Genomic DNA, 25,640 nt, shown 5'->3' on the forward strand with positions numbered 1-25,640 from the left:
CGAATGTCATTTCAAAACAAAAAAGAAAATGAACACAAAGGACTTATTGGATCAAATTGCTTTTATAAAAGAAATTGATAAGGTAAAATACATTCAGCGCAAAACAAAATTATTCAACAGCGACCGATGCGAAAATGATGCAGAACACAGCTGGCATTTGGCTTTAATGGCAATTGTTTTAGCAGAACATTCCAACGAACCGATTGATGTTTTGAAAGTCGTAAAAATGGTTTTGATACACGATATCGTTGAAATTGATGCGGGAGATGTATTTATTTACGATACAGTAAAAAATCATTCGAACACAGATGAAGAACGTCTAGCAGCAAACAGAATCTTTGGTTTACTTCCTGAAAAACAAAAAGAAGAATTTATTTCCATTTGGGAAGAATTTGAAGCAGGAGAAACCAACGAAGCCAAATTTGCAAAATCTATGGACAGACTTGAACCTTTATTGCAAAACACCTCAAACAATGGTGGAACTTGGAAAGAGTTTGGAGTGAAATATGATAAAGTTTACGAGAAGAAAAGCGTTATCAAGGAAGGCTCAAAATCAATATGGAATTATGCTGAAGGCTTGATTAATGAGAGTGTTGAAAAAGGGATTTTAGAGAAATAACCAATAATAACCACGCAATCAAAATCAAACATAGCCTGCGGTTTCAACCGCAGGAAACGTATCGGATATGCATTGTGTCCCCGTGGTTGAAACCACGGGTTATGTTTTTGATCATGTAAATCTATACGCAATCTTGTCATTTCGACCGAAGGGAGAAATCACGCTAGAAACTCTACATAGAATGTCGCCAATCTTTGTCGAATCCCGCGTGCGATTTCTCCCTTCGGTCGAAATGACAGACTGTACATAAATCGAAAAGCAACAAGTGTCATTTCTACCCTTTAAATTGTTGAAAAGTTTAACAAATATCGGGCGATAAACTTTTTTTAAAGGGCGTTAATTCGGGTTCTAATGGTTAAATTTGTGGAACTTCATAAACAAATTACCATTATGGAAGAAATGCTCTTTTATGATCGAATGCAATTTGCCTTCACGATCACTTTTCATTATCTCTTTCCACAACTTACAATGGGTCTTTCGCTCATCATTGTTTACTTCAAGTGGAAATATCTCAAAACTCAAGACGAACAATACAATCACGCTACCCATTTTTGGATGAAAATCTTCGCCCTCAATTTTGCCATGGGTGTGGTAACTGGAATTCCGATGGAGTTTCAGTTTGGAACCAATTGGGCAAAATTCTCCGAATTAACGGGCGGAATCATTGGCCAGACGTTAGCTATGGAAGGAATGTTCTCTTTCTTCTTAGAATCTTCTTTTCTTGGATTATTTCTGTTTGGAGAAAAACTTCTCGGACATAAATGGCATTTTGTAACGGGATTATTAATTATGATTGGTTCTTGGGCTAGCGGATTTTTAATCATTGCCACACATTCTTGGATGCAGAATCCTGTGGGGTACGAAATTCTGGAAAACGGAAAATTTGTATTGAATAATTTTCAAGCATTATTCTTAAATCCGTGGCTTTGGCCGTCTTATCTGCACAATCAAGCCGCTTCATTGGTGACAAGTTCTTTTGTTGTTGCCGGAATTGGAGCTTTATATATTTTAAGCAAAAAGAATGTTTCTTTCGGAAAATTGTTCTTGAAAACAGGAGTAATCTTCGGATTGATTTCGAGCATTATTGTGGCGGTTCCAACAGGAGATTTAGCCGCTAAAAATGTGGTGAAATATCAACCCGTAACTTTTGCCGCAATGGAAGGGATTTTTCATACCGAAAAGAAAGGTTCAGAGATTGTCTTAATCGGACAGCCAGACGTAAAAGACAAAAAACTCGATAATAAAATTGCTGTTCCAAATATTCTGAGTTTCCTGACTTACGGAAATTGGGATCAGGAAATAAAAGGTTTAGATCAGTTTGAAGAAGATTTGCATCCAACCAATATTTCAGGATTGTATTATGCTTATCATATTATGGTCGGACTCGGGACTGTTTTTATTGGTTTAATGGTAATTTCTCTTTTCCAATTAATAAGAGGGAAACTTTTTGAAACCAAATGGCTTTTATGGTCGCTTATGTTTATGATGCCATTTCCGTATATCGCCAATACAACAGGCTGGTACACGGCGGAATTAGGAAGACAGCCTTGGCTGGTTTATAATTTAATGCGAACAGCGGCTGGAGCTTCGCCAACAGTTTCTTCTGGAAATACGTTGTTTACATTGCTTGGTTTTATTGGTTTATACCTTTTGCTGGGAATGCTGTTTTTACTTTTGGTTGGAAAAATTATCAATAAAGGGCCACATCATGTGGAACTTTCAACAGAAAAAATATAAGTATGGAATTTTTTTGGTACGTAGTTTTAATGGGAATTTTGGCTGTTTATCTGGTTTTAGACGGCTATGATTTTGGTGCAGGAATTATTCATTTATTTTTTGCCGATACAGAAAAAGACAAAAAAGCAATTACAAATGCAATTGGTCCGTTTTGGGATGCCAATGAAGTCTGGCTTATTGCGGCCGGAGGCGTTTTATTTTTTGCTTTTCCAATTTTATATGCTTCTTCTTTCAGCGGATTTTACCTTCCGTTGATTATGATTTTATGGCTTCTGATTTTCCGTGCCATCGGACTCGAAATGCGTGGGCAGATTCATAATCATATGTGGGAAGCAATTTGGGATAAAGCTTTCGGAATCGCAAGTTTGCTTTTGGCTCTTTTCTTCGGAATTGCTCTTGGAAATATCGTTCGTGGTGTCAATCTCGGAATGGTTCAAAACGGCGTTTCTACGCAAGAAGCGCATTATTTCTTTTTGCCTTTATGGAATCCGACTTTTAGTCCGCAGGCAAATGAATTAGGAATTATCGATTGGTTTACGCTTTTTCTAGGAGTTGTAAGTGTTGTTGCTTTGACAATTCACGGCGCAAACTGGATTATTTATAAAACAAATTCGGCACTGAATCCGAAATTGAAAAATGTAGTTTTTAGACTGAATTTTGTTTTACTGATTTTAGTCTTTATTTCTTTGGGAATTTGGCATTTTATCGAGCCAAAGCCATTTCATAATTTCGTTGAAAATCCGATTCTTTGGTTTTTTCCTTTAATGACTTTTGTTGGAATTGCTGGACTATTTAAAGTTCGTTCCTTCAAAAAAGATGGTCACGGATTTCTGTTTTCGACTTTGTTTTTAGTTGGAGGTTTTGCTTCTACAGCAGTTTCGATTTTTCCGAATGTTCTGCCTTCAACCAATAAAGTAAATCCGTCATTAACCATTTACAATACTGCCGCTCACGAATACGGATTGAACGCTGGATTGAGTTGGTTTTTTATTGCTTTGTTTCTGGTGATTATCTATTTTATTATTCAATATCGAGTTTTCAGTGGGAAAATGGATGATGTTGGGTATGGGGAACATTGATAATTTTTTAATGATGGAAGTTGTTCAATTTAAAAATTGGAAATTTGAAGTTGATAAAGCTTTGACACTCGAAACTTATTCTCATGTTAGTAAAGGTGGAGCCGAATCATGTTTATGTAATGATTATTCAAAATCGCGAAAAAGTTTTTCCTGAAGAAGTTAAAAGTTTATTTTCAAATTTAGGAATTGATTACAATAAAGAAGTTGAAATTTTATCCTATCAAATTTTATCTAATGGATTGCATCATATTGCAGGATGGTTTCATTTTAAAGGTAAACTTATTGAAGGTAAAAATTGCAAAAAAGATATTGAAAATGAAGTTTCTCAAATTGAATTAACGGCTATTGGTAATAATTTCTCAATAGGTTTTTGTGAACAAAATAGTTTGACATTTTTTGAAAATACGGAAGGATTAATTCAGGTAGAATTTGAAACTCATATTCCTTGGGTTATTGATAAAAGTTTAGAAATTGAACATTAAGATAATGACTTGCCTCCAGTTTTAACTGGAGGTTTTTGTTTTAATTTGAATTGGGCTTTAGCCAAACTTTATGGTTTTTGGCTAAAGCCTTTTTTGTACACATTTGTTTACCTCCAGCTAAAGCTGGAGGCAATTCAAGAAAATTATTGTTCTCAATTTCAATTTTATTCTAATGAAATTGTAATAATGAAAACTTGCTTTTTACCTGAGTCTGCGTTAGGGATAGGAGCGGTATCTCCCGATTTAGAAAAACAAGGCTTTTTAGCCGTAGTTTTTGTTAATCGGGAATAAAGCGGATAGCCCGGCCGAAGGAAACGCCCAAATTAATTATCTTCTAAAAATAAATATATTTTAGCAGCTAAAAGCGTATGATAATTTTTACAAAAGATTGAATTACAACCGATAGTTATATTCTATAAGTTGGATTGTAGGAAAAAAAAGCAGTTAATGCTTAATATTGTGTTTCTAAGAATTTTTTCCCCCTAAAAAAAATTTTAGAAACGATTTTACTAAAAGCTTAAATCTATTTTTACCTACTAAAATTTATGCCATTAACAATTTTTTCCGACAAGGTTAGATTTCGTTACAAATCTAAGAATTGGCAGTATCGGTTTGATGAAATTAAAGAACTCGGACTGCTCAAAAAAAAGAAAAAGTATTTTCTAGAAAATACCGCGTTTATTGCTGTAACTGCTTTTGCATATTATTGCATGCTATTTTCTAATATAACAGACCTGCATTATGTTATTCCTGCAGTTTTGTGTTATGCAGTGGTTGTAGCTTTGTGGTCTAGCGATAAGGCCGAATTTGTATATTTTATTTTTGTTAAAGATATTTATCAAAATGAAATAAGAACTAAAATCGAACTAAAAGACCGCACATTGGTTGGCAAGCAGATTGATTATTATTTTGATATTCAGTTTGAACGCAGTATACAAAGAACTGCATAAGAAAAAATCAGAGATATTCGTATTTGATATTTTCCATTATGATGTTTTTCATGATGGCAGCATTCATATATGCTTGTTTGATCATTAAAAGAAAAAAATAATACAAAATGCTTTCTCATAATATGTTAATTGTGAGAAAGCTTAAAATAATCCCAAAAATAAGTATAGTTAAGCCGTTATTATTTAACGGCTGGCTGTTTTAACTATACATGACCTCAAATCAGAATAAAATTATGGCCACAACAATTAAAAACAAGATTAGAAACATTAGAGAGTTAAAAAACTACACTCAGGAATATATGGCAGAAAGATTAGGTGTAACTCAGGCAGGTTACAGTAAAATTGAGAAAGGAAAGACTTCTTTGAGCTACGAAAAATTGGTTGAAATAGGAAAGATTTTAGATGTCAGCGTAGAGGATATAATTAGTTTTGAATACGATAAATACTTTAATAGTTTTAATAAAATAACTGGAAATAATAACGGAAGCATTTTGATAAATGCCGATAATAGTTCGATTATAAAAGAGCTTTATGAAGATAAAATTCAGTTGCTAGAAAAATTGCTTTCCAGAACCGAAATTGAATTGGAACGTTACAAAGATAAATTTGGAGAGATTTGAAGGTTTTTAGTTTCATCTTTGTCAAAGTTTAATGCTTTGACAAAGATTACTCTACAAGTGAAACTAAATAAAACTTTTTGAAATTGCTCTTAGAATAAGACTTCTTTAGCAATAATATAAAATCCCATTACGAGGACAAACCATCCGAAGAGTGGTTTTAATTTTGCGCCGTCAATTTTTTTAGAAAGTTGGCTACCAATAAACATTCCGATTAACGCCATTGCTGAAACGCTCAATAAAAAAGTATAATTTATTGGTGTTCCGATGTATAAATCGCCTGCAAAACCTATTGATGAATTAATGGTAATGATTAATAATGAAGTTCCAACGGCTTGTTTCATAGGAAGTTTTGCGAAAAAAAGCAGGGCGGGAATAATCAGAAATCCTCCGCCAGCGCCTAGAAAACCCGTTACAATTCCGACCAAAAAACCAATAAAGCTAAGCTGTAAATAATTGGTTTCTGCCGATGTTATTTCTGTCTGATTCTTTTTAATCATAGAAATAGCTGCAGTAATCATTAGGATCGAAAAGATGATCATAATCAGAAAATCTTTTGAAACGGTATAAGAAGCAACAGAAAATAAAGTCGATGCAATTTGCGGGAAAATAACTTCACGGATGATCAGAATCGAAATAACCGAAGGAACGGCAAAATACAAGGCTGATTTCAGTTTTAGATTTCCCATTTTATAATGGCTATAACTTCCAAATAGTGCCGTTAATCCCACAATAAATAAAGAATAAGAAGTTGCCTGATCTGGATTGACTTTAAATAAATAAACTAAAATTGGAATAGTAAGTATAGAACCACCTCCGCCGATTAAACCAAGCGAGATTCCGATTATGATTGAAGCAAAATAGCCTAAATATTCCATTGCATTTATTTTAGTGCAAAGTTGCTTCGGAAATTAGAATCCTACAGTAACATTTATCACAGAAGATTTTTTTTTCGCCACGAATTCACGAATTAGCGCTAATTTTATTTGTGTAATAAATTTCACAGATTAGTTAATTTGTTTCGTTTCAGATTGAAAAAATAAAATTCGTGAATTCGTGGCTAAAAACTTTATTTCAATAACTCAATCTGGTTTCGGTTGAGTTTGACTAAGCCTCGTTGCTCCATTTTTTTTAATAATCTTGAAACAACTTCTCTTGAAGTATTTAATTCGGTTGCGATTTCTTGATGTGAAAGATTCACTTCAGAACAGCCACAAGCATCAGAATGTCTTTTTAAGTAGAATTCCAATCTTTCATCCATAGAGCGGAAGGCGATATTATCAACTACTTCGAGCACTTCTTCAAAACGGCTTCTGTAGGTTTCAATTACAAATTCGTACCAAGATCTGTGTTCCATCATCCATTTATCCATCAATTGCAGTGGAATCATCATCACAGTAACATCTTCTACCACTTTTGCCATAATCTGGCTTTTTTCGCTTTTTGCCGTGCAAATCATCGAGATGGCGCAGGCTTGTCCAGGTTGCAGGTAATACATTAAAAATTCTCCGCCATCTTCGCCTTCACGATAGATTTTGATTTTACCTTTAATAATCAAAACGGTATTTTTAATATACTGTCCGGTACGCATTAAAATGGTTCCGGCTTCAAAATCCTGAAGGCTTCCGTTTTCTTCAATTGTAGCGATAAGTTCGTTAGAGAAATTAGGAAATATGGTTTTTAATGAATGTTGCATTGTGTATTTTTTTTGCTACGAATTACACGAATTGCCACTAATTAATTCGTGAGAATTGGTGTAATTCGTGGCTGATATATTTGTCAAAATCGAATTAAAAAATGTATTTGTTTGCAAAGATAATGGTTTGAAATGGGAATAATTATCAGAAAACTAGATTTAAGATGAATTTTATGTAAATGAAAAAATCCTATTTTCTATCGATTTTGTAGGCTGAATTTTTAAAAATAGTAACTAAATTTGTAATTCACTGATTATAATACTTTCTCTAAAACGTTTTCTGAGAATAATAATCGAAATCGCATTTGGTACGTTTTTTATATATAGAAACGTCGTAATTTTACAAAAACACATTTTATTATGAATTTATCACAAGAAGATTGGGTTGCTCAGTTAGAGGCTGACGAAAATGCAGTTATACTTGATGTAAGAACTGAAGACGAATTTAATGACGGCTACATTGAGAATGCTCTTAATATTGATATCAATAAAGGGCAGGCATTTATCTATGAAATCGAAGAATTGGACAAAAATAAAAACTATTACGTATACTGCCGTTCTGGGGCTAGAAGCGCAAAAGCATGCCAAATCATGAACGAGTTAGGTATAGAAAACGCCTACAATCTGCTTGGAGGAATCCTAGATTGGGAAGGTGAAACAGTACATCCATAAAAAGAAGAAGAGGCAATAAAAAAGCCTCTTTTTTCTTTTGAAAATAGAATTACCAGACCATTAAATAACCAAATTATGAGTTTTATACCAGAAGAATATCAGATCAATAGTCTGATAAACCAAGATACTTATCTTGTAAATGGAGAATTGAAACAATGGACAGGGCAAACCACACCTGTGTTTTCTACTATTTCTTCAACAGAAAAATATTCGCCGACTTTATTAGGATCTATTCCTTTTATGGGAGAAAAAGAAGCAGCAGAAGTTGTTGAAGCTGCTACTAACGCATACGATATGGGACAAGGTTTATGGCCAACTATGAAAGTAGTGGATCGTATTAAATGCATGGAAAAATTTGTAAAGCAAATGAAAGAAACCCGCGAAGAAGTAGTGAAATACTTAATGTGGGAAATCGGAAAATCATTAGGAGATTCGCAAAAAGAATTCGACAGAACAGTAGAATATATTTACGATACAATTGCAAGTTATAAAGAATTAAACGGGCGCAGTTCGCACTTTGAAAAAGTTCAAGGAGTAAACGCAATGATTCGCCGTGGGCCTCTTGGAGTTGTTTTGTGTTTAGGACCATATAATTATCCTTTAAACGAAACTTTCTCGTTATTGATTCCAGCTTTGATTATGGGAAATACCGTAATCTTCAAACCTGCTAAACATGGTGTTTTATGTATTTCACCATTGTTGGAAGCCTTCAGAAGCAGTTTTCCAAAAGGGGTAATCAATATCGTTTACGGAAGAGGACGTGAAGTAGCTTCTCCGATTATGAAATCTGGAAAAATTGATGTTTTGGCATTAATTGGAAACAGTAAATCGGCGATTGCTTTACAGGATCAGCATCCAAACAAAAACAGACTGCGTTTGATTTTAGGTTTAGAAGCCAAAAATCCAGCGATTATTCTTCCAGATGCCGATTTAGATTTGGCTATTCAGGAATGCATTACAGGAAGTTTGTCTTTTAACGGTCAGCGTTGTACGGCTTTAAAAGTATTATATGTTCACGAATCTATTAGAGAAGAATTCAATAAACGCTTTGCTGAAAAAGTAGATAGTTTGGTTTTTGGAAATCCGTGGGAAAAAGGAGTTTCTTTAACACCGCTTCCAGAAACCGATAAACCAAAATATATTCAAGGTTTAATTGATGACGCTGTTCATAAAGGAGCTAAAGTGATCAATGAAAAAGGAGGAAAACATACTGATAATTATATTTTTCCAGCCGTTTTGTATCCAGTAAACAAAGAAATGCGTGTGTATCATGAAGAACAGTTTGGACCAGTTGTTCCTGTACTTTCTTTCAAAGATATCAAAGAACCATTGAAAGATATGGCAGAATCAAATTACGGACAGCAAGTAAGTTTGTTTGGTAAAGACATCAAAACATTGGCTCCACTTATTGATGCTTTGGTAAACTTAGTTTGTAGAGTAAACTTAAATAGTTCTTGCCAAAGAGGGCCAGACGCTTTCCCTTTTACAGGAAGAAAAGATTCTGCAGTAGGAACTTTAAGTATTCCAGATGCATTGCGCTCATTTTCAATTCGTACGTTTGTAGCTTCAAAAGATATCGATTATAATAATGAGATTCTGCAGGAATTGCTTAACAGCAAGGAATCAAATTTTATTAATACTGATTATATTTTGTAGCCATCAAGGTTATATATTAATTGTAGATGCCGTCTGTTGCTTTGGTGACAGACGGTTTTTTCTTTTAAAGATGCTAAGGTTCTGAGAGGCAAGATGCTTAGTTTTTTTAATTAAAAATTACCATTAATCACCAACCATCAACTACAAACCATCAACCACCAACAATTCACAATTAATAATTAAATTTGTAACATTATTAAAAAAAAGCAGTCTTATTACTTACCAAACAATTTAAAGTCCTAAGAATCATTTATGAAAAAGAGATTTTTGCAATTTGCATTAATAACATTTGTTCTTTTTGCCCAAGATACTATTGCTCAAGAGCTTTACATGCCACGAAATATTAAAAAAGCCTATGAGAACGGAACACGCTCTAAAGATGGAAAACCAGGCGTAAACTATTGGCAGAACCGAGGAAAATATAATATGGAAATTTCTGTTGACCCTAAAACCAAAATGGTTTCAGGTACAGAAACTATTATTTATGAAAACAATAGCAAGGATACGCTGAGAAATCTAGTGATCCGTTTTGTAAATAATCTTCATAAGCCTTCTTCATCTCGAGGCGGAGATGTGAACGACGATTTTTTAAGCGACGGATTAACAATTACGTCGTTAAAAGTAGAAAATGAAGTCTATAAAGAAGACGCTAGAAATTGGGGAACTGTTGGAAATGTGAAATTGCAGAAACCAATTTTGCCGCATTCAAAAACTATCATAAATATTCAGTGGAATTATCCTTTGTCTAAAGAGAGCGGAAGAGAAGGACAGATTGACGAAACTACTTTTTTTGTAGCTTATAGTTATCCGAGAGTTTCTGTTTTGGATGATTATAATGGCTGGGACAGAATACCACATACAGACCGCCAAGAATTCTATAATGATTTTAATGACTATATTTTTTCTGTAAAAGCACCTAAAAATTATGTGGTTTATGCAACAGGCGATTTATTAAATCCAGATGAGGTTTTGCAACCTGAGTTTGCATCACGTTTGAAAAAGTCATACACAACAGACGAAATTCTGCATATCGCTAATGAACAAGAAATGAAAAGCGGTATTGTAACCAAACAGTACGATTGGAACGTTTGGAAATTTGAAGCTAAAAATATCACAGATGTATGTTTTGGTTTAAGCGATCATTATTTATGGGATGCCAGCAGTGTTGTAGTTGATAAAAAAACAAATCGTCGCGCAAGTGTTCAGGCGGCTTATGACATTAAAGGAACAGATTTTGTTAATTCTGTAAAAAACAACCAATATGCTTTAGATTGGTTTTCTAATAACTGGCCAGGAGTTCCGTATCCTTTTTCTAAAATGACAGCTTTTCAAGGCTTCGCTGACATGGAGTATCCAATGATGTGTAACGATTCTCAAATGGGAGATCCTGTTTTTGCTCAGCTAGTGCAAGATCATGAAGTGGCTCATACGTATTTCCCTTTTTATATGGGAATCAATGAAACTCGTTATGCTTTTATGGACGAAGGGTGGGCAACAACTTTTGAATATTTAATCGGAATTGCTGAACATGGCAAAGAAGCAGCTGATAAGTTTTATCAAGATTTTAGAGTAAAAAAATATATAAGCGATCGATCTTCAGAACAAGATCAGCCTATTATAACGATGTCTACTCAAGTCTCTGGAGCAGGCTACGGAAATAATTCCTATGGTAAAGCTTCTCTTTCTTATTTGGCTTTGAAAGATTTACTTGGCGACGATTTATTTAAAAAAGCACTGCATTCTTATATGGATAATTGGAATGGAAAGCACCCAATTCCTTGGGATTATTTTAATTCGTTTAATACTGCGACAGGTAAGAATCTAAATTGGTTTTTTAATAATTGGTTCTTTACCAACAATTATTTAGATATCGCTATAAAAGGCATTTCTGCTGATAAGAAAATTATAACAGTAGAAAACATTGGAGGTTTTGCAATTCCGTTTGACGTAATAATTACTTACGCTGATAAATCGAAAATAACATTGCATGAAACGCCAGCAATTTGGGAGAAAAATCAAAAAACAGCCAAAATAATTCTGAAAAGCACAAAAAAAATAGCCCAAATTCAGCTTGATGGAGGCATTTTTATGGATGCAACACCAGAAAATAATATTTTACTTGTTAAGTAGATTGAATTAATTCTAATGAAATGGTTAATAAAGTTATTTTGTTTTAAACAATTGATATTAATTGTTTGGAATGTTTAAAAATATTCTAAAATACGGAAATACGTAAAGGTATTTGTTTAAAATAAAGTAGGTTTGCAAAATACTAAAAAACCTACAACTTTAATGAAAAAAACATGTGTGCTGATTGTATTATTAAGTACATTTCAGTTCTTTGGACAGAATGACCCAAAAACAGCATTTCAGAAAAACAAATACGAATTGGCTGTTTCTTATTACAAAAAATCAGATTTTATAAAGGCTATTGATTTGTTCTCTTTAGCTGCTAAGATTAAACCAGACAATGAAATTGGAAAAGATGCCGAAAGTAAAGTAGATACTTTGCGAGAACTTCTAAGGAAAGAAATTTTAAATCAAGTTGTTGGAACTTGGAAAAGAGCGGGGAGTCAACCGGTTTGGTCTACAGCTTCAGTAAATAATAATCAATCTGATTTTGATGAATTAGTAGAAATTAAAGAAAATGAAATATTGTTTTATGAGGAAGACAAAAAAACGAAAGTAAGGAAACTCCTAAAAACAGAAAATTTAGTTTATAATGACAATAACTCTAATGTATCTCCATTTTCAGAGATTATCCTTTCAGATGGAACAATTTGGAACTGCAGTCTGAATGAAAAGTTAACCATACTACATGTTGTTAATGTAGCGGTTAAAACAGAAGAAGGAATACGAAAGATAACGGGTGATAATGAAGAAAGTTATTACATTAAAATTTAAAAATAAATCATAAAAAAAGGGAATCAATTGATTCCCTTTTTTTATGATTTATAAAAATTTAAATCCTAGAGAAAAATTAGTTACTCCAGTTTTAATTTCACTATTAGGAGAAGCATCAATATCTGTAAGCCCCGCAAGATATCTCACATCAAAAGTAAGCCTCCAAACATCGACCCCAACACCTCCGAGAATACTATGATTGTTCCTTTCAAATGCAATAGCGTTAAGATTATTGCTACTGCTTATATCTGAATAATTTTTCCAGTTGTATCCCGCAAAAACTCTTACATTTCCTATTTTTCCGAGTGGAATAATTTTGAAGCCGGCTATTAAAGTGGCATCAGTGCCAGATAATTTAAATTCGGTTTCGCCTCGACCATCTTGGAAAACACTAAAATTAGTTTGGGCATAACCAAATTCACCCTGCGCATAAAAAACAGTAAGATTTACTCGAGCAAAAGCGGCAAATCCAATTCCTGTATTCGTATGATCGGAGCTGAAATTTTTTGCATCAACAGAAGTAATATTGGTCGAAAATTGCGGTCCGATTTGTATTAATTGTGCAAATCCATTGGCACAAATACATAAAAACGCTGCTAAAAAGAATTTTTTCATAACGGAATCTGTTTGATTTTGGTACCATAAAAATAATCATAATAGATTAAAATTGAATGATTTATCTGGTTTATTTTTTATAAGATTATGATTGTTAGTTGTGTTTGCTTTTTGTTTTACGTTCTTATATGAGATCGAAATGAATTATTTTTGAGAAGATTTAATAGGTACTTATGGAAATTAAAACAATAAAAGCATCAGATACTTGGCAGATTCGTCACGAAGTAATGTGGCCTGACCAACCGTTTGAATTTGTACAATTGAAAGAAGACGATTCAGGATTTCATTTTGGCGTTTTTGAGGATGATAAATTAGTTTCTATAGTTTCTTGTTTTATAGAAGGAAAGGAAATGCAATTCAGAAAACTGGCTTCTTTAGAAGAATATCAAGGAAAAGGAATTGCTTCCTATCTTTTAAAATATATTATTGAATTTGCAAAAAGTAAAAAAATAGAAAAAGTTTGGTGTAACGCCAGAAGCAATAAAAAATCTTTTTATGAAAAAACAGGACTTATAGATACTCATAAAACATTTGTAAAAGCTAGTCAGGAGTTTACGATAATGGAAATTGAACTTTAAAAATAATAGCTTTTTTGTTTCGGATAAATTATTGTTTTGTAGTTGTTTATATTGTGTTTTTTGAATCAAATGATGCTTTTCTTCATCTAATCTTCATATAAAAAGTTACCGAAAACGTTTTCATTTTATGTAACTGTTAAAGCTTGTTAAAAAATCTTTTTTTGTTTTAATTCTTTTATTACTTTCGCACCGAAATGAGAAAGTTAATAGTATTTTTAGTATTCATGAATATGCTTCTGTTTGGCGGAGGCCAATATTTGAATGCAAATACTTTTGGTCCTCATAATCACCATCATTTACAAAAACACAGAGTTAAGTTTACCAATCAGGATCGCGGAAGTTCAACAATTGAAGAAGCTACGGATATTGATTTAGAAGAAGATCTAGTTGGAGGTGAAGATGTTGATTTACTTGCGAACAAATATTTTACTGCTTCGTATAGTTTGGTAGACGCGTTGTATCTGGCACTTTCAGATCAGTCTGCAGCGAATGATTCTAATCGTTTAAAATTTTCTACGCCTATATTCGGGCATTCAAATCCTATTTATATTACTCAACGAGTATTAAGAATTTGATTTTATAGTATACATCGGTTACCTGAGTTTTGATCTCTGCGTATCTTGCTGTTGTATATTTTTCTACTTCTGCTTATATGAAGGTGAAGGTCTGGACTAAGGCTGACTGATACATTTTAACATCCAAAAGGAATATTCATTCCAAAGCATTCAATCGCTTAATTTCCAAACTAAATCATGAAAAAAATCATTGTTTTCACAGGCTTAATGGCCTTGGTGTGCTTAACGAGCTGTACATCTAAAAAAGAAGAAAAAGAAGAAGTTGAAAAATTCACTGTTACTAATCCGGTCAGAATTGATACTTCGTTTACAAAAGAATACGTTTCACAAATTAGATCGGTTCGTAATATCGAGCTTCGCGCTCAAGAAAAAGGGTTTTTACAAAATATATATGTTGACGAAGGACAGTTTGTAAAAAAAGGACAGCTGTTGTTTAAAATTATGCCAAACATGTATCAGGCAGAATTATTAAAAGCGCAGTCAGAACAAAAATCTGCAGAAATCGAATTGCAGAATTCTAAATTATTGGCAGACAAAAATATCGTTTCTAAAAACGAATTGAGTGTTGCTCAGGCAAAACTGCAATCTGCAAAAGCTGAAGTATCATTAGCAAAGCTTCATTTATCATTTACAGAAATCAGAGCTCCGTTTGACGGAACAATTGACCGTATTCCTTTAAAACTAGGAAGTTTAATTGACGAAGGAGAACTATTGACTAGTCTTTCAGACAACAGTCAAATGTTTGCTTATTTCAATGTTTCTGAGCCAGAATATATTAGTTATGAAACGAATATTAAAGACCGTGCAGATAACAAAGTAAATTTAGTTTTGGCTAACGGGGAACTTTTTAAAGAAAAAGGAAACGTTGAGGTAATTGAAAGTGAATTCAACAATGAAACTGGAAACATCGCTTTCAGAGCAAGATTCCCTAATTCTGGAAAATTACTTAGAAATGGAGAAACAGGACAAGTTCAGATGAATGTTCCTCTTAAAAATGCTATTGTAATTCCGCAAAAAGCGACTTACGAAATTCAAGACAAAAAATATGTTTTTGTAGTAGGGAAAGACAACAAAGTGAGTTCGAGAGAGATCACAATTACTGGAGAAATTCCTGATTTATATGTAATCAAAAGTGGCATTACAGAAAATGATAGAATCCTACTAGAAGGTGTTCAAAAAGTAAAAGAAAACGACAAGATTAAATTCGATTACGAATCTCCTAAAGAAGTAATCAATCATTTACGCTTAAAAGCAGAATAGTTTTTTGTTTCTATAGTTTCAAGTTTAAGGTTTCAAGTTGCGTACTGAACCTGAAACCTGAAATGTGAGACAATTTTAAACTTCAATAAGTTTAATCATTTAAAAAATATTAAAATGTTTAATAAATTTATTCAAAGACCTGTTCTTTCGATAGTAATATCGTTGATTATTGTCTTTTTAGGGGTGTTGTCGGTTTTAAATTTACCAATTACACAGTTCCCTACAATTTCGCCTCCAATGGTGAACGTTACCGCAGATTATCCTGGATCTAATGGTGAGTTGATGATCAAGGCGGTTGTTATTCCTTTGGAAAGAGCCTTAAACGGGGTTCCGGGAATGAAATATATGGCTTCTGATGCAGGAAACGACGGTGAAGCTACAATTAAAGTGGTTTTTAACTTAGGTACAGATCCTAACCAAGCAGCAATTAACGTACAGAACCGTGTGGCTTCTGTTACCAATAAACTTCCTCCTTTGGTAATTCGTGAAGGTATCAAAATTACTCGAGAAGTACCGAGTATGTTGATGTACGTGAATCTTTACAGTACAGACAAAAATACTGATATGAAGTTCTTGTATAACTATGCCGATATCAACGTACTTTCTGAATTGAAAAGGGTAAATGGTATTGGTTCTGGAGATATCTTAGGAACACGTGAATATGCAATGCGTATTTGGTTGAAACCAGATCGTATGTTAGCTTATAAAATTTCTGCTGATGAAATAATGGAAGCATTATCTAGTCAGAGTTTGGAGGCTTCTCCAGGTAAAACGGGAGAAAGTTCTGGTAAACGTTCTCAAGCATTTGAATATGTATTGAAATATTCTGGACGTTTTACAACAAAAGAACAGTATGAGAATATTGTAGTAAAAGCAAATCCAAATGGTGAGCTTTTGAGACTAAAAGATGTTGCAAAAGTTGAATTTGGAAGTTCGATGTACGATATCTATTCTAATTTGAACGGAAGACCTTCTGCAGCGATCGTATTAAAACAATCTTTTGGAAGTAATGCGAATCAAGTTATTGAAGAAGTTAAGGCCAAATTAGAAAAAATCAAACAAAGATTTCCAAAAGGAATGGATTATGAAATTTCGTATGACGTTTCTAAATTCCTTGATGCTTCTATCGAAAAAGTAATTCACACGCTTGTTGAAGCATTCATTCTGGTAGGTTTAGTAGTTTTCCTTTTCTTAGGAGACTGGCGTTCTACGGTTATTCCTGCAATTGCGGTTCCAGTATCGTTGGTAGGAACTTTTGTGTTCATGACATTCTTTGACATTTCATTGAACTTAATTACATTGTTTGCTTTAGTATTGGCAATTGGAGTAGTCGTCGATGACGCGATTGTAGTTATCGAGGCCGTTCACGCCAAGATGGAAGAAGAACATCTCTCGCCATTTAAAGCAACGAAACAAGCCATGCATGAGATTGCGGGTGCAATTGTGGCAATTACATTCTTAATGGCGGCGGTATTTATTCCAGTTGCGTTTATGTCTGGTCCAGTTGGAGTTTTCTATAGACAATTCTCTGTAACTATGGCTACTGCGATTATTCTTTCTGGTATTGTGGCTTTGACATTGACACCTGCACTTTGTGCAATGATGTTAAAAAACAATCATGGGCAGCCTAAAAAACCAACGCCAGCTAATAGATTTATTGATGCTTTCAACGAAAAATTCAATTTAGCACAAGGTAAATACCAAAATCTTTTAGGTAAAATCGTTGATAGAAGAGTCGTTACTATTTTGGCGCTTGTAGGTTTCTGTATCGGAACATTTTTAATAAGCAGTTCAGTTCCTTCAGGATTTATTCCGAATGAGGATCAGGGAATGTTTTATGCCGTTATTCAGACTCCTCCAGGTTCATCTTTAGAAAGAACGAACAATATTGCAGAGAGAGTTCAGAAAATTGCAGAAGAGATTGACGGAGTAAAATCGGTTTCTTCATTGGCAGGTTATGAAATTCTGTCTGAAGGTACAGGTGCCAACTCAGGAACGTGTTTGGTTAACTTGAAAGACTGGAGTGACAGAAAAGAATCTGTTTTGGAGATTATGCACGAAATGGAAGAAAAATGTAAAGATATTACAGGAGCTAATATCGAGTTTTTCCAACCGCCAGCTGTACCAGGTTATGGAGCTGCTGGAGGATTTGAGCTTCGTTTGTTAGATAAAACCGGTTCTGTAGATTATAAGAGAATGGAACAGGTAAACAATGACTTTGTTGCCGAATTGAACAAACAGCCTGAATTAACAAACGTATTTAGTTTCTATAGTTCTAGTTTCCCTCAATACATGATGAAAGTTGATAATGACTTGGCACAGCAAAAAGGGGTTTCTATCGAAAATGCGATGAATACGCTTTCAACTCTTGTGGGAAGTAACTATGAAATCAGTTTTATTAAATTCGGTATCAACTATAAAGTAATTGTTCAGGCTTCGCCAGAATATCGTGCACAGCCAGATGATATCTTGAAATTATATGTGAAAAACGATCGTGATGAAATGGTTCCTTATTCTGCTTTTATGAAATTAGAAAAAGTATACGGACTTTCAGAAATTACGCGTCATAACATGTATACCTCAACTCAGATTAGTGGTTCTCCAGCTGCTGGTTATAGTTCTGGTACAGCGATTAAAGTTATTCAGAAAATTGCTGCTGAAAAATTGCCAAGAGGATATGATATTGACTGGGCAGGTATTTCTGCCGATGAGGTGGCTCAGGGCAATCAGGCAATTTGGGTATTCTTAATCTGTTTAGGATTCGTTTACTTAGTATTAGCGGCACAATATGAAAGTTTTATTTTGCCATTATCAGTTATTCTTTCGTTACCAGCAGGTATTTTTGGAGCTTTCCTTTTATTAAAATTAACAGGATTAGAAAACAACATTTACGCTCAGGTTGCGATGGTGATGTTGATTGGATTATTAGGTAAAAATGCTGTATTGATCGTAGAGTTTGCTATTCAGAGACATGCCGCAGGATTATCAGTTTTACAATCAGCAATGGAAGGAGCAAAAGCAAGGTTCCGTCCAATCTTAATGACATCTTTTGCCTTTATTGCAGGTTTATTACCGCTTGCTTTTGCAACTGGTCCAGGTAAAATTGGTAACCGAACAATTGGTACTGCAGCTGCTGGAGGTATGCTTATCGGAACCATTTGCGGTGTATTCGTAATTCCGGGCTTGTATTTCATTTTTGCCAAAATTGCAGAAAAATACAAATTGGTAAAACATGAATTAGAAAATCCATTAACAGAAGAAATTGATAACAATCATGTATAAAGTTAAAACCTATCAATATAGTATTGCATTGGCTGTATGTCTAGCAGTTGCAGGGTGTAAAACCCCTGCACCTGAGGCAGCAGTTACAACCAGTACACCTGTTCCTGAATCGTTTGGTGCAACAGCACAGACTCAGGACGCAAACAATAATACAGCAGCATTAAACTGGAGAGATTATTTTAAAGATCAGAATCTAGTAGATTTAATTGATGCCGCATTAAAAAACAATCAGGAACTAAATATCACTTTGCAGGAAATCGAAATTGCAAAGAATGATATCCGTGTAAAAAAAGGGCTTCTATTGCCAACAGCAGGTTTAAGAGCTGGAGCAGGAGTAGAAAAAGTGGGTAGATATACGAGCCAAGGTGCGGGTGATGCTACAACAGAAATTAAGCCTGGTAAAGAAATGCCAGATCCGCTAGGAGATTTTACTATTGCGGCTTATGCAAATTGGGAAGTAGATATCTGGAAAAAATTGCGTAATTCTAAAAAAGCAGCTTTAAACAGATATTTAGCTACAGTAGAAGGTAAAAACTTTGTGATTACCAACCTCATCGCAGAAGTTGCCGATTCTTATTATGAATTATTGGCTTTAGACAACCAATTGGATATTGTAAAACAAACCATCAAATTGCAGACTAATGCTTTAGAAATTGTAAAAGTTCAAAAACAAGCGGCAAGAGCAACCGAGTTGGGAGTTAAGAAATTTGAAGCAGAGGTTTTAACTTCACAAAGTTTAGAGTTTGATATTTTACAAAAGATAAAAGAGAACGAAAACAAAATCAACTTTTTGCTAGGAAGATATCCTCAGGAAATTAAAAGAACAAGTAGCACTAACTTCTTAAGTTTATTGCCAGCACAAGTAAGTTCTGGAATTCCTTCTCAGTTGTTACAGAATCGTCCAGATGTTAAACAAGCTGAATTGGAATTGGTTGCAGCAAAACTGGATGTAAAAGTGGCTCGTGCTGAGTTTTACCCTTCTTTGGATATTACTGCTGCGATTGGGGTAAACGCTTTTAAACCTTCTTATTTGTTCACTATGCCAGAATCGCTTTTATATTCATTGGCTGGAGATCTTGTTGCTCCTTTGATTAATAGAAATGCAATTAAAGCGGAGTTTGCAAGTGCAAATGCAAGGCAGATTCAAGCATTATACAATTACGATCGTACGGTTTTAAACGCTTATTTAGAAGTTTCAAATCAGATGTCTAAGATTGAGAATCTTCAAAAAGGATACGATCTTAAATCAAAACAAGTTGACGCTTTAAATACTTCTATTGATGTTTCAAACGATTTGTTTAAATCGGCTAGAGTAGATTATTTCGAAGTTTTAATGACGCAGAGAGATGCATTAGAAGCAAAACTAGAATTAATAGACACTAAAAAAGAACAATTAAATGCTGCAGTTCATGTTTACAGAGACTTGGGCGGCGGATGGAAATAATATTGCCAATTAATTTGTAGAAAGAAAGCCTTTCGGAAGTAAAATTCTGAAAGGTTTTTTTTGTAAGAAAATTATCTTATATTTGCAATTCACTATTCCGAAAAAAGTGACCATAAACCTCGGGAGCTATCTATTAGTTCTTGGGGTTTTTTTATACTTTTTAATTTTCTATCTATTCATAAATTTAATATTTTTCTTACTTATTTGAAACTATTTATTATATTTACAATATAATTATGTAATATTTTATTTACTTAAATACCACTTCTCATTTATTGATTAAGGTTATAAAATCTACAAAAGCCTATAAAATAATCAATACCCTTTAAATATGAGTTTTTTAGCAAAATTAGAATTAGACAATGAAGTGTTTAATGTTTTAGAATTTGATGTTCATTTTACCCAGAATGTCGATAACAACGGAAAACCTGCCAACAAAACAAAAGGCGGGCAAATAAAACTTGTAATAGAAAGCACGCAGACAGATTTGTTTTCAGATTGGATGGTGTCTCAGACCAGCGTAAAAGACGGAAAAGTCATTTTTTATCGCAGAGACGCGATGAGCACCATGAAAAATGTAACCTTCAAAAAAGGCTATTGCATATCGTTTCATAAAAGTTTTAGAAGTGAAGGATCAGTTCCTATGGTTACTGAGATTTTAATTTCATCAAATGAAGTAAAAATCGGAAACACGCTTTTTGAAAATAATTGGAAAAACTCATAGAACTTCTAAATGACTAATTATGGCATTGCAGACAATTACAAATATTAAAATTGGCGAAATTCGAATTACTAATTTCAACAAATTAGAAGTTTTTCAGACCATTCACGACCATCACACTTTTTCATTCGAAGTAAGGCAAGATTTATTGGTGGAAGAGTTTAAAAGCGTTATGCCTTTTTCTCAGAAATTATACGGAGAAAAAATAAGCATAGAGATAAAACCTATAGACGGACTGGAAGACCTTATTATTGGCGCAGATCCTAAAGATTATATTATGCAGTTTTATGGCATTGTGACCGAAATCAAACTGCAGAAATCCCGCATCAGAGACATAGAAGAAACCATTGTGATAAAAGGGAAGAGTTCTACGATAGTTCTAGAAAACGGACCTGAATGCAATTCTTTTGCCAATATGTCTTTGAGCGATATTGTAAGCAGAGTAAAATCAGGCAGCGATATCGATATGGATGTCAGACCATTTTATTTAGACAACCTGCCTTATACGGTGCAGTATAACGAAAGCAATTTCTCTTTTCTAAACCGTTTGGCAAAAAGAAACGGACACTGGCTATATTATAACGGGCGTACAACCATTTTTGGAAGCCCTGGAGGTGTTGGCGGACAGCCAAAATTAATCTACGGAATTAACATGCAGGACTTTGATTATACTATTAAACTCTTACCTGCCCAGTTTAAAATAATAGAAAATGACAATAGTGGCGGCGAGTATAGAACCGACGAAACCTTAAGATACAGAAAAGAAGCCGACGGATTCCATCAAAACTTTTTAAACAGGTCTAATGAAGTTTTTAACAAAGAAACCGTCATACAGCTTAACCAGACTCCTGTGGGCGGATCTGGAAGACGATCTTCTGAGGAATATGCCAAAAACAAAATGCGTGCTGTTTTAAGTCATTTGGTAGAAATGAAAGCATCGAGTGAAGTTCCGGGAATTACCGTAGGAAACGAAGTGCGCGTATTGGGTGTCGACATGCAGTTGGAGAGCTCTTACCGCGTAACCCAGATTACACACATCTGCGATGACGGCGGCGGTTACGAAAACCACTTTACAGCCGTAAATTTTAACGGTTCTGTATTTTCTCCCGAAACGGATCCAGATTTAGTGCCCTACTGCAAAAGCCAGACCGCCATTGTAACCGCCAATGCAGATCCTGACGGACTCAGTGGCATACAGGTGCAGATGCCTTGGCAGGCAGCAAAAGGCGAAACGACGCCTTACATTCCTTTAGTGCAGAATTACGGTGGCGATGCCAGAGGTTCTCATATCATACCTGAAATTGGCGACACCGTTTTTGTAGACTTTCAGGGCAATAATGCCGAACTGCCAATTGTAATGGGAACCATGACCAGCAGAAAAGAAAAAAGCGGTTACAGTACGCCGAATAATGATTTAAAGGTTATGAAAACCCGTTCTGGAATTACAGCGATTATGAATGATGCTGATGGAAGCGCTTCACTTGAAGACCCAAGCGGTAATAAGTATTTTATGGATGGAAAAGGAAATACTATCATTGATGCTCCTAAGAATTTAACAATAAACGCAGGGGAAGATATAATATTAAATGCAGGAAGAGATATAACAACAAGTGCAGGACAAAATATAAACGAAACTGCAATTGGATATAAAGAAACAAAAACTGGATTATTTTATAGTATAGCTGTTGGTGCTGATTATTTAATTAATGTGATAGGCAAGATGTCTGAATATATAAAGGGAGACAAAGAATCTCGTACAGAAAAGAACAGAACTCGGATTTCTAATGGAAAAATAGTCGCTCAAAGTGAAGGCAATCACGAGTTGCACTCCGACAAAGAAATAAAAAACAATTCAGCAGAGAGTACTAGCATGTTTTAGTTATGGGCAAAATATTAATATTTTGAAAAACTGAGATAATATATAAAGACCATACCATGAAATATAAAATCATTACAGCAATAATTTGTGTGCTTATTGCTCAATTAAGTGCCTGCCAAATGAAAGATTTGAATAGCGATAAAAAAAAAGAAAACATGAACGAAGAAAAATTTGATTGGGATGGCATGGTATGCACTCCAAAAGGCTATCCTGTAGTGGTACTATCTCCAAATGTGTTTTATTCGAGCGGAGGCAAATACATAACATTAATTCCAAACATGAGTGATACTGGAGGTTCAGATTGGACAGGCTCTGCACGTAGCTGGTCCAGTCAGCCGAAACCTGCACCAGATCATGTGAGTATTGTATGGTACGCACCGACCGAGATGAAAATTTATGAAGGAGAATTTGCTTTGCCACAGCAAAAAATCTACAATTTGTTTAAGGAAGGGTATATGGACTATGGCATTCCAAATGATAGTGATAACGGTAAAGAAACCTTGCACTGGGAAACTTACAGTTCTCTCACCGTAGGACTCGCACCAAAAGGAATGGTTGTGGTATGGATGAATGGACAAAACAAGGTGGAGATAGGGAGGTATCAAGCTAGGGAATTGGAGAGAAAAGAAGCTAATGAAGTATATAAAGCCCATTTTAAATTAAGTGGTGATATGCCTGATGCTGTGGTTGAAAGGGAACTAATATCTAGAGAGGTTCCTACTGAAGTTCGTGAAATAATAAAACAAGGAAAAATAAGCTGCAAGCAATGGGACGATTACAGGCTGCGCTACAATTGGAAAGTGGAGTTTAATGAGCCACTGGAAATGTATCATCATTATATTGGTTTTTTAAATAGCGAATATACCAGATGTTTAACTCCAAAAATGAGTGAAGAAGAGTTCAATAAAACCATACTTGAACCTAGCGACAAAGTAGTCCCAAATAAATTGGGAATGTATGTTACTGCCCAAAATCACAGAAACTACCTTATAAGACTAGAAACCCTCGACGAGCAGGAAACCATTGAGGCATTCAAAAAACTGGAAGAGGTAAGCCCTAAAGCCATTATAACCATTTTTATAACGGTCGATGATGATTTTAAAAGCTTTACAGTAACCTTAAAAAACGATAAAAAAGAAATCAAACTCGAAAAAGGGCTTTTGCGATTGTTCACTTTGGATAAAAGCAATGATTTGAAGAATCAAAAATAACCGATTTTAATAAAAAATCAAAAGCAGTAAATAGATTAATTATGAGCAAAATAACCATAGTAGAAGGAGATATTCTAGAGTTTACTGGAGGAAATAACATTAACTACGCCAGAGAAGGTATTGAAAATCATGCCAGAAAGGTAAAGCAAATAGGCAAAGAGAAGGGAGTTTCACACGGAGATCCTACAACTTATGAAACGATTGAAAACCTAAAAGGAGTAAAAGTAACCGCAATAGTATTTTTTGATGGAACCAAAAACAATAGAAACAATACCTCTAGGCGATTAGACAAAGACAGCGATAGCAAAACCAGTAAAGAAAGCAAAGTAATTTATAAAAAAAATTATGAGGAAGAAAGCAGTTACGAAAACGGCTATTCTAACGTTGCTGCTTTGTCTTACATGGCAATTGAAGACAAAGAAAAAAAGATATTAGTAGAATATATTGAAGGTGAAGGTACTGAGGATGACAAGAAAGGAGATGCCATGGGCTTTGCCTTTGGCTCTGGTGATACGGGGATTCCTAAAAAAGTAAAAAAAGGCTTTACAAATATCAAGACAAAAATTGATGGAACTTGTAATAATAAAAAAGAATATGTAAAAGAGCTGACTATAACCGTTTTTGGTTTCAGCCGTGGAGCAGCAGCAGCCAGAAGTTTTCTTACCACTACCAAAGAACGGTTTAAAAAAAGTTACCCCAAAGCCAAGATAACCTATGCTTTTGCCGGTTTGTTTGATACGGTATCTTCTTATGAGCCCGAAGGCCACTTAGGTAAGTTAGGCGCGGCGGCCACTTATAATTTTAACAATGATGTCAAAGAATTAGGATTGAGGCTAGATGGTATGGTCAAGAAAGTCATACACCTTACGGCAGAAAATGAATACCGAGAAAACTTTTCGCTTACTACCATTGCCAGTTCTATTGCTGCAGGGGTGGGTTTCGAGCTTCAAATACCTGGTGCACATTCTGATGTAGGCGGTGGGTATGAAGAGTATAAACATGTAGAGAAAAGAGTTATACGTCCGTGGCTTGCGAAAAAACAGGACTGGATTAATGAAGGCTGGTATAATGAAAAACAGGTAATAAAAACGGGGCAAACGTACACAGGAACAAGGGAACTTGAAAATTCTTATCAATTTGTTCCCTTGACCATCATGATGTATTTTGCTAAGAAGAATGGGGTAAAATTTAAGTCTTTTGATGATAGTCAGGAATACAAGGCTTTCAAGGTAATTCCTGAATTGGAGAATGTTAAAAACAAGCTTTTGAATTTGGCTATCGAAAAGGAAGGAGCGGTATCTTTAAAGGCAAAATTAAATAATATTCATGAGCTGAAACATATTCGTAATCGCTATTTGCACATTTCAGCAAATGATGACTCCATGGGTATGGAAACAAATAGACCTGATGGGCCTGGCACAATGAGACGCACTATTATTGAAGACAACGCATTAACGCCAAGCAAATGAAGCAAAAAATAATTATACTAATAATACTTATCCTAATTACGCAATTTAGTGCGTGCCATAAGAAGGAAAACATAATTGAAGAAAACATGAATGAAGAAAAATTTGATTGGGACGGCATGGTATGTACCCCAAAAGGCTATCCTGTAGTGGTACTATCTCCAAATGTGTTTTATTCGAGCGGAGGCAAATACATA

23 protein-coding genes are annotated in these 25,640 nt (G+C 34.5%); 20 read left to right on the plus strand and 3 right to left on the minus strand.

Features of this window, described 5'->3' with window-relative positions; all coding sequences use genetic code 11:
- The first annotated feature begins 28 nt into the window (after window positions 1–28).
- The 7 genes from DMB71_RS02575 to DMB71_RS02605 all read left to right on the plus strand — a co-directional run bounded on the left by DMB71_RS02575 (window position 29) and on the right by DMB71_RS02605 (window position 5,487).
- Entirely contained in the window at window positions 29–619 is a 591-nt protein-coding gene (locus DMB71_RS02575) for an HD domain-containing protein (protein WP_111363397.1), read from the plus strand.
- Between the two features lie 390 nt (window positions 620–1,009).
- Window positions 1,010–2,356 (plus strand): cytochrome ubiquinol oxidase subunit I, encoded by a 1,347-nt coding sequence (locus tag DMB71_RS02580; RefSeq protein ID WP_111363449.1) that lies wholly within the window; start codon window positions 1,010–1,012, stop codon window positions 2,354–2,356.
- 2 nt (window positions 2,357–2,358) lie between these two features.
- On the plus strand, window positions 2,359–3,435 hold the full coding sequence (gene cydB, locus DMB71_RS02585; protein ID WP_111363399.1) for a cytochrome d ubiquinol oxidase subunit II: 1,077 nt from the start codon (window positions 2,359–2,361) through the stop codon (window positions 3,433–3,435).
- Between the two features lie 119 nt (window positions 3,436–3,554).
- Window positions 3,555–3,917, plus strand: coding sequence for a hypothetical protein (locus tag DMB71_RS02590; RefSeq protein WP_162614763.1), 363 nt, complete (start codon window positions 3,555–3,557; stop codon window positions 3,915–3,917).
- Between the two features lie 9 nt (window positions 3,918–3,926).
- Window positions 3,927–4,208, plus strand: coding sequence for a hypothetical protein (locus DMB71_RS02595; RefSeq protein WP_162614764.1), 282 nt, complete (start codon window positions 3,927–3,929; stop codon window positions 4,206–4,208).
- A 254-nt stretch (window positions 4,209–4,462) separates the two neighbouring features.
- Window positions 4,463–4,867 (plus strand): hypothetical protein, encoded by a 405-nt coding sequence (locus DMB71_RS02600; protein ID WP_111363403.1) that lies wholly within the window; start codon window positions 4,463–4,465, stop codon window positions 4,865–4,867.
- A gap of 233 nt (window positions 4,868–5,100) precedes the next feature.
- On the plus strand, window positions 5,101–5,487 hold the full coding sequence (locus tag DMB71_RS02605) for a helix-turn-helix transcriptional regulator (RefSeq protein ID WP_111363451.1): 387 nt from the start codon (window positions 5,101–5,103) through the stop codon (window positions 5,485–5,487).
- An 89-nt stretch (window positions 5,488–5,576) separates the two neighbouring features.
- Here the strand turns inward: DMB71_RS02605 and DMB71_RS02610 are convergent, their stop codons facing one another.
- Together DMB71_RS02610 and DMB71_RS02615 are read right to left on the minus strand one after the other, a co-directional pair.
- Window positions 5,577–6,362 (minus strand): sulfite exporter TauE/SafE family protein, encoded by a 786-nt coding sequence (locus DMB71_RS02610; RefSeq protein WP_111363405.1) that lies wholly within the window; start codon window positions 6,360–6,362, stop codon window positions 5,577–5,579.
- 191 nt (window positions 6,363–6,553) lie between these two features.
- Window positions 6,554–7,180 carry a Crp/Fnr family transcriptional regulator gene (locus DMB71_RS02615; RefSeq protein WP_111363407.1) on the minus strand — a complete coding sequence of 209 codons (627 nt, stop codon included), beginning with the start codon at window positions 7,178–7,180 and terminating at the stop codon, window positions 6,554–6,556.
- A 360-nt stretch (window positions 7,181–7,540) separates the two neighbouring features.
- Here DMB71_RS02615 and DMB71_RS02620 point away from each other — a divergent pair, with 360 nt between their 5' ends.
- From DMB71_RS02620 to DMB71_RS02635, 4 genes are all read left to right on the plus strand, one after another.
- On the plus strand, window positions 7,541–7,852 hold the full coding sequence (locus DMB71_RS02620; protein WP_111363409.1) for a rhodanese-like domain-containing protein: 312 nt from the start codon (window positions 7,541–7,543) through the stop codon (window positions 7,850–7,852).
- Between the two features lie 75 nt (window positions 7,853–7,927).
- Window positions 7,928–9,508, plus strand: a complete 1,581-nt coding sequence (locus tag DMB71_RS02625; RefSeq protein WP_111363411.1) for an NADP-dependent glyceraldehyde-3-phosphate dehydrogenase — start codon at window positions 7,928–7,930, stop codon at window positions 9,506–9,508.
- Window positions 9,509–9,760: 252 nt separating this feature from the next.
- Complete coding sequence (locus tag DMB71_RS02630; protein ID WP_111363413.1) at window positions 9,761–11,638, plus strand: M1 family metallopeptidase; 1,878 nt, start codon at window positions 9,761–9,763, stop codon at window positions 11,636–11,638.
- A 162-nt stretch (window positions 11,639–11,800) separates the two neighbouring features.
- Window positions 11,801–12,412, plus strand: a complete 612-nt coding sequence (locus DMB71_RS02635; RefSeq protein WP_111363415.1) for a tetratricopeptide repeat protein — start codon at window positions 11,801–11,803, stop codon at window positions 12,410–12,412.
- 48 nt (window positions 12,413–12,460) lie between these two features.
- Here DMB71_RS02635 and DMB71_RS02640 read toward each other — a convergent pair whose 3' ends face one another.
- The gene (locus tag DMB71_RS02640) at window positions 12,461–13,027 is read right to left on the minus strand and encodes an outer membrane beta-barrel protein (RefSeq protein WP_111363417.1); all 567 of its coding nucleotides are present in this window, start codon (window positions 13,025–13,027) and stop codon (window positions 12,461–12,463) included.
- Between the two features lie 173 nt (window positions 13,028–13,200).
- On the opposite strand from DMB71_RS02640, the gene DMB71_RS02645 reads away from it, so the two are divergent.
- From DMB71_RS02645 to DMB71_RS02685, 9 genes are all read left to right on the plus strand, one after another.
- Window positions 13,201–13,605 carry a GNAT family N-acetyltransferase gene (locus DMB71_RS02645; protein ID WP_111363419.1) on the plus strand — a complete coding sequence of 135 codons (405 nt, stop codon included), beginning with the start codon at window positions 13,201–13,203 and terminating at the stop codon, window positions 13,603–13,605.
- Window positions 13,606–13,799: 194 nt separating this feature from the next.
- Complete coding sequence (locus DMB71_RS02650; protein ID WP_111363421.1) at window positions 13,800–14,180, plus strand: hypothetical protein; 381 nt, start codon at window positions 13,800–13,802, stop codon at window positions 14,178–14,180.
- A 177-nt stretch (window positions 14,181–14,357) separates the two neighbouring features.
- Window positions 14,358–15,440, plus strand: a complete 1,083-nt coding sequence (locus DMB71_RS02655) for an efflux RND transporter periplasmic adaptor subunit (RefSeq protein WP_111363423.1) — start codon at window positions 14,358–14,360, stop codon at window positions 15,438–15,440.
- A 114-nt stretch (window positions 15,441–15,554) separates the two neighbouring features.
- Window positions 15,555–18,722: an efflux RND transporter permease subunit gene (locus DMB71_RS02660; protein WP_111363425.1), complete on the plus strand. Its 3,168-nt coding sequence runs from the start codon at window positions 15,555–15,557 to the stop codon at window positions 18,720–18,722.
- Window positions 18,715–20,166, plus strand: a complete 1,452-nt coding sequence (locus tag DMB71_RS02665) for a TolC family protein (RefSeq protein ID WP_111363427.1) — start codon at window positions 18,715–18,717, stop codon at window positions 20,164–20,166. Before DMB71_RS02660 ends, DMB71_RS02665 begins: the two co-directional genes overlap by 8 nt.
- 331 nt (window positions 20,167–20,497) lie before the next feature.
- Window positions 20,498–20,890: a type VI secretion system tube protein TssD gene (gene tssD, locus DMB71_RS02670; protein ID WP_091130700.1), complete on the plus strand. Its 393-nt coding sequence runs from the start codon at window positions 20,498–20,500 to the stop codon at window positions 20,888–20,890.
- A gap of 19 nt (window positions 20,891–20,909) precedes the next feature.
- Window positions 20,910–22,766 (plus strand): phage baseplate assembly protein V, encoded by a 1,857-nt coding sequence (locus tag DMB71_RS02675; RefSeq protein ID WP_111363429.1) that lies wholly within the window; start codon window positions 20,910–20,912, stop codon window positions 22,764–22,766.
- A 56-nt stretch (window positions 22,767–22,822) separates the two neighbouring features.
- Entirely contained in the window at window positions 22,823–23,977 is a 1,155-nt protein-coding gene (locus DMB71_RS02680) for a DUF2931 family protein (protein WP_111363431.1), read from the plus strand.
- A 41-nt stretch (window positions 23,978–24,018) separates the two neighbouring features.
- A complete protein-coding gene (locus DMB71_RS02685) occupies window positions 24,019–25,446 on the plus strand; it encodes a phospholipase effector Tle1 domain-containing protein (protein ID WP_111363433.1) in 1,428 nt (475 codons plus the stop codon).
- Window positions 25,447–25,640: the final 194 nt, after the last annotated feature.

The sequence above is a fragment of the Flavobacterium tistrianum genome (assembly GCF_003254545.1).
Classification (GTDB): domain Bacteria; phylum Bacteroidota; class Bacteroidia; order Flavobacteriales; family Flavobacteriaceae; genus Flavobacterium; species Flavobacterium tistrianum.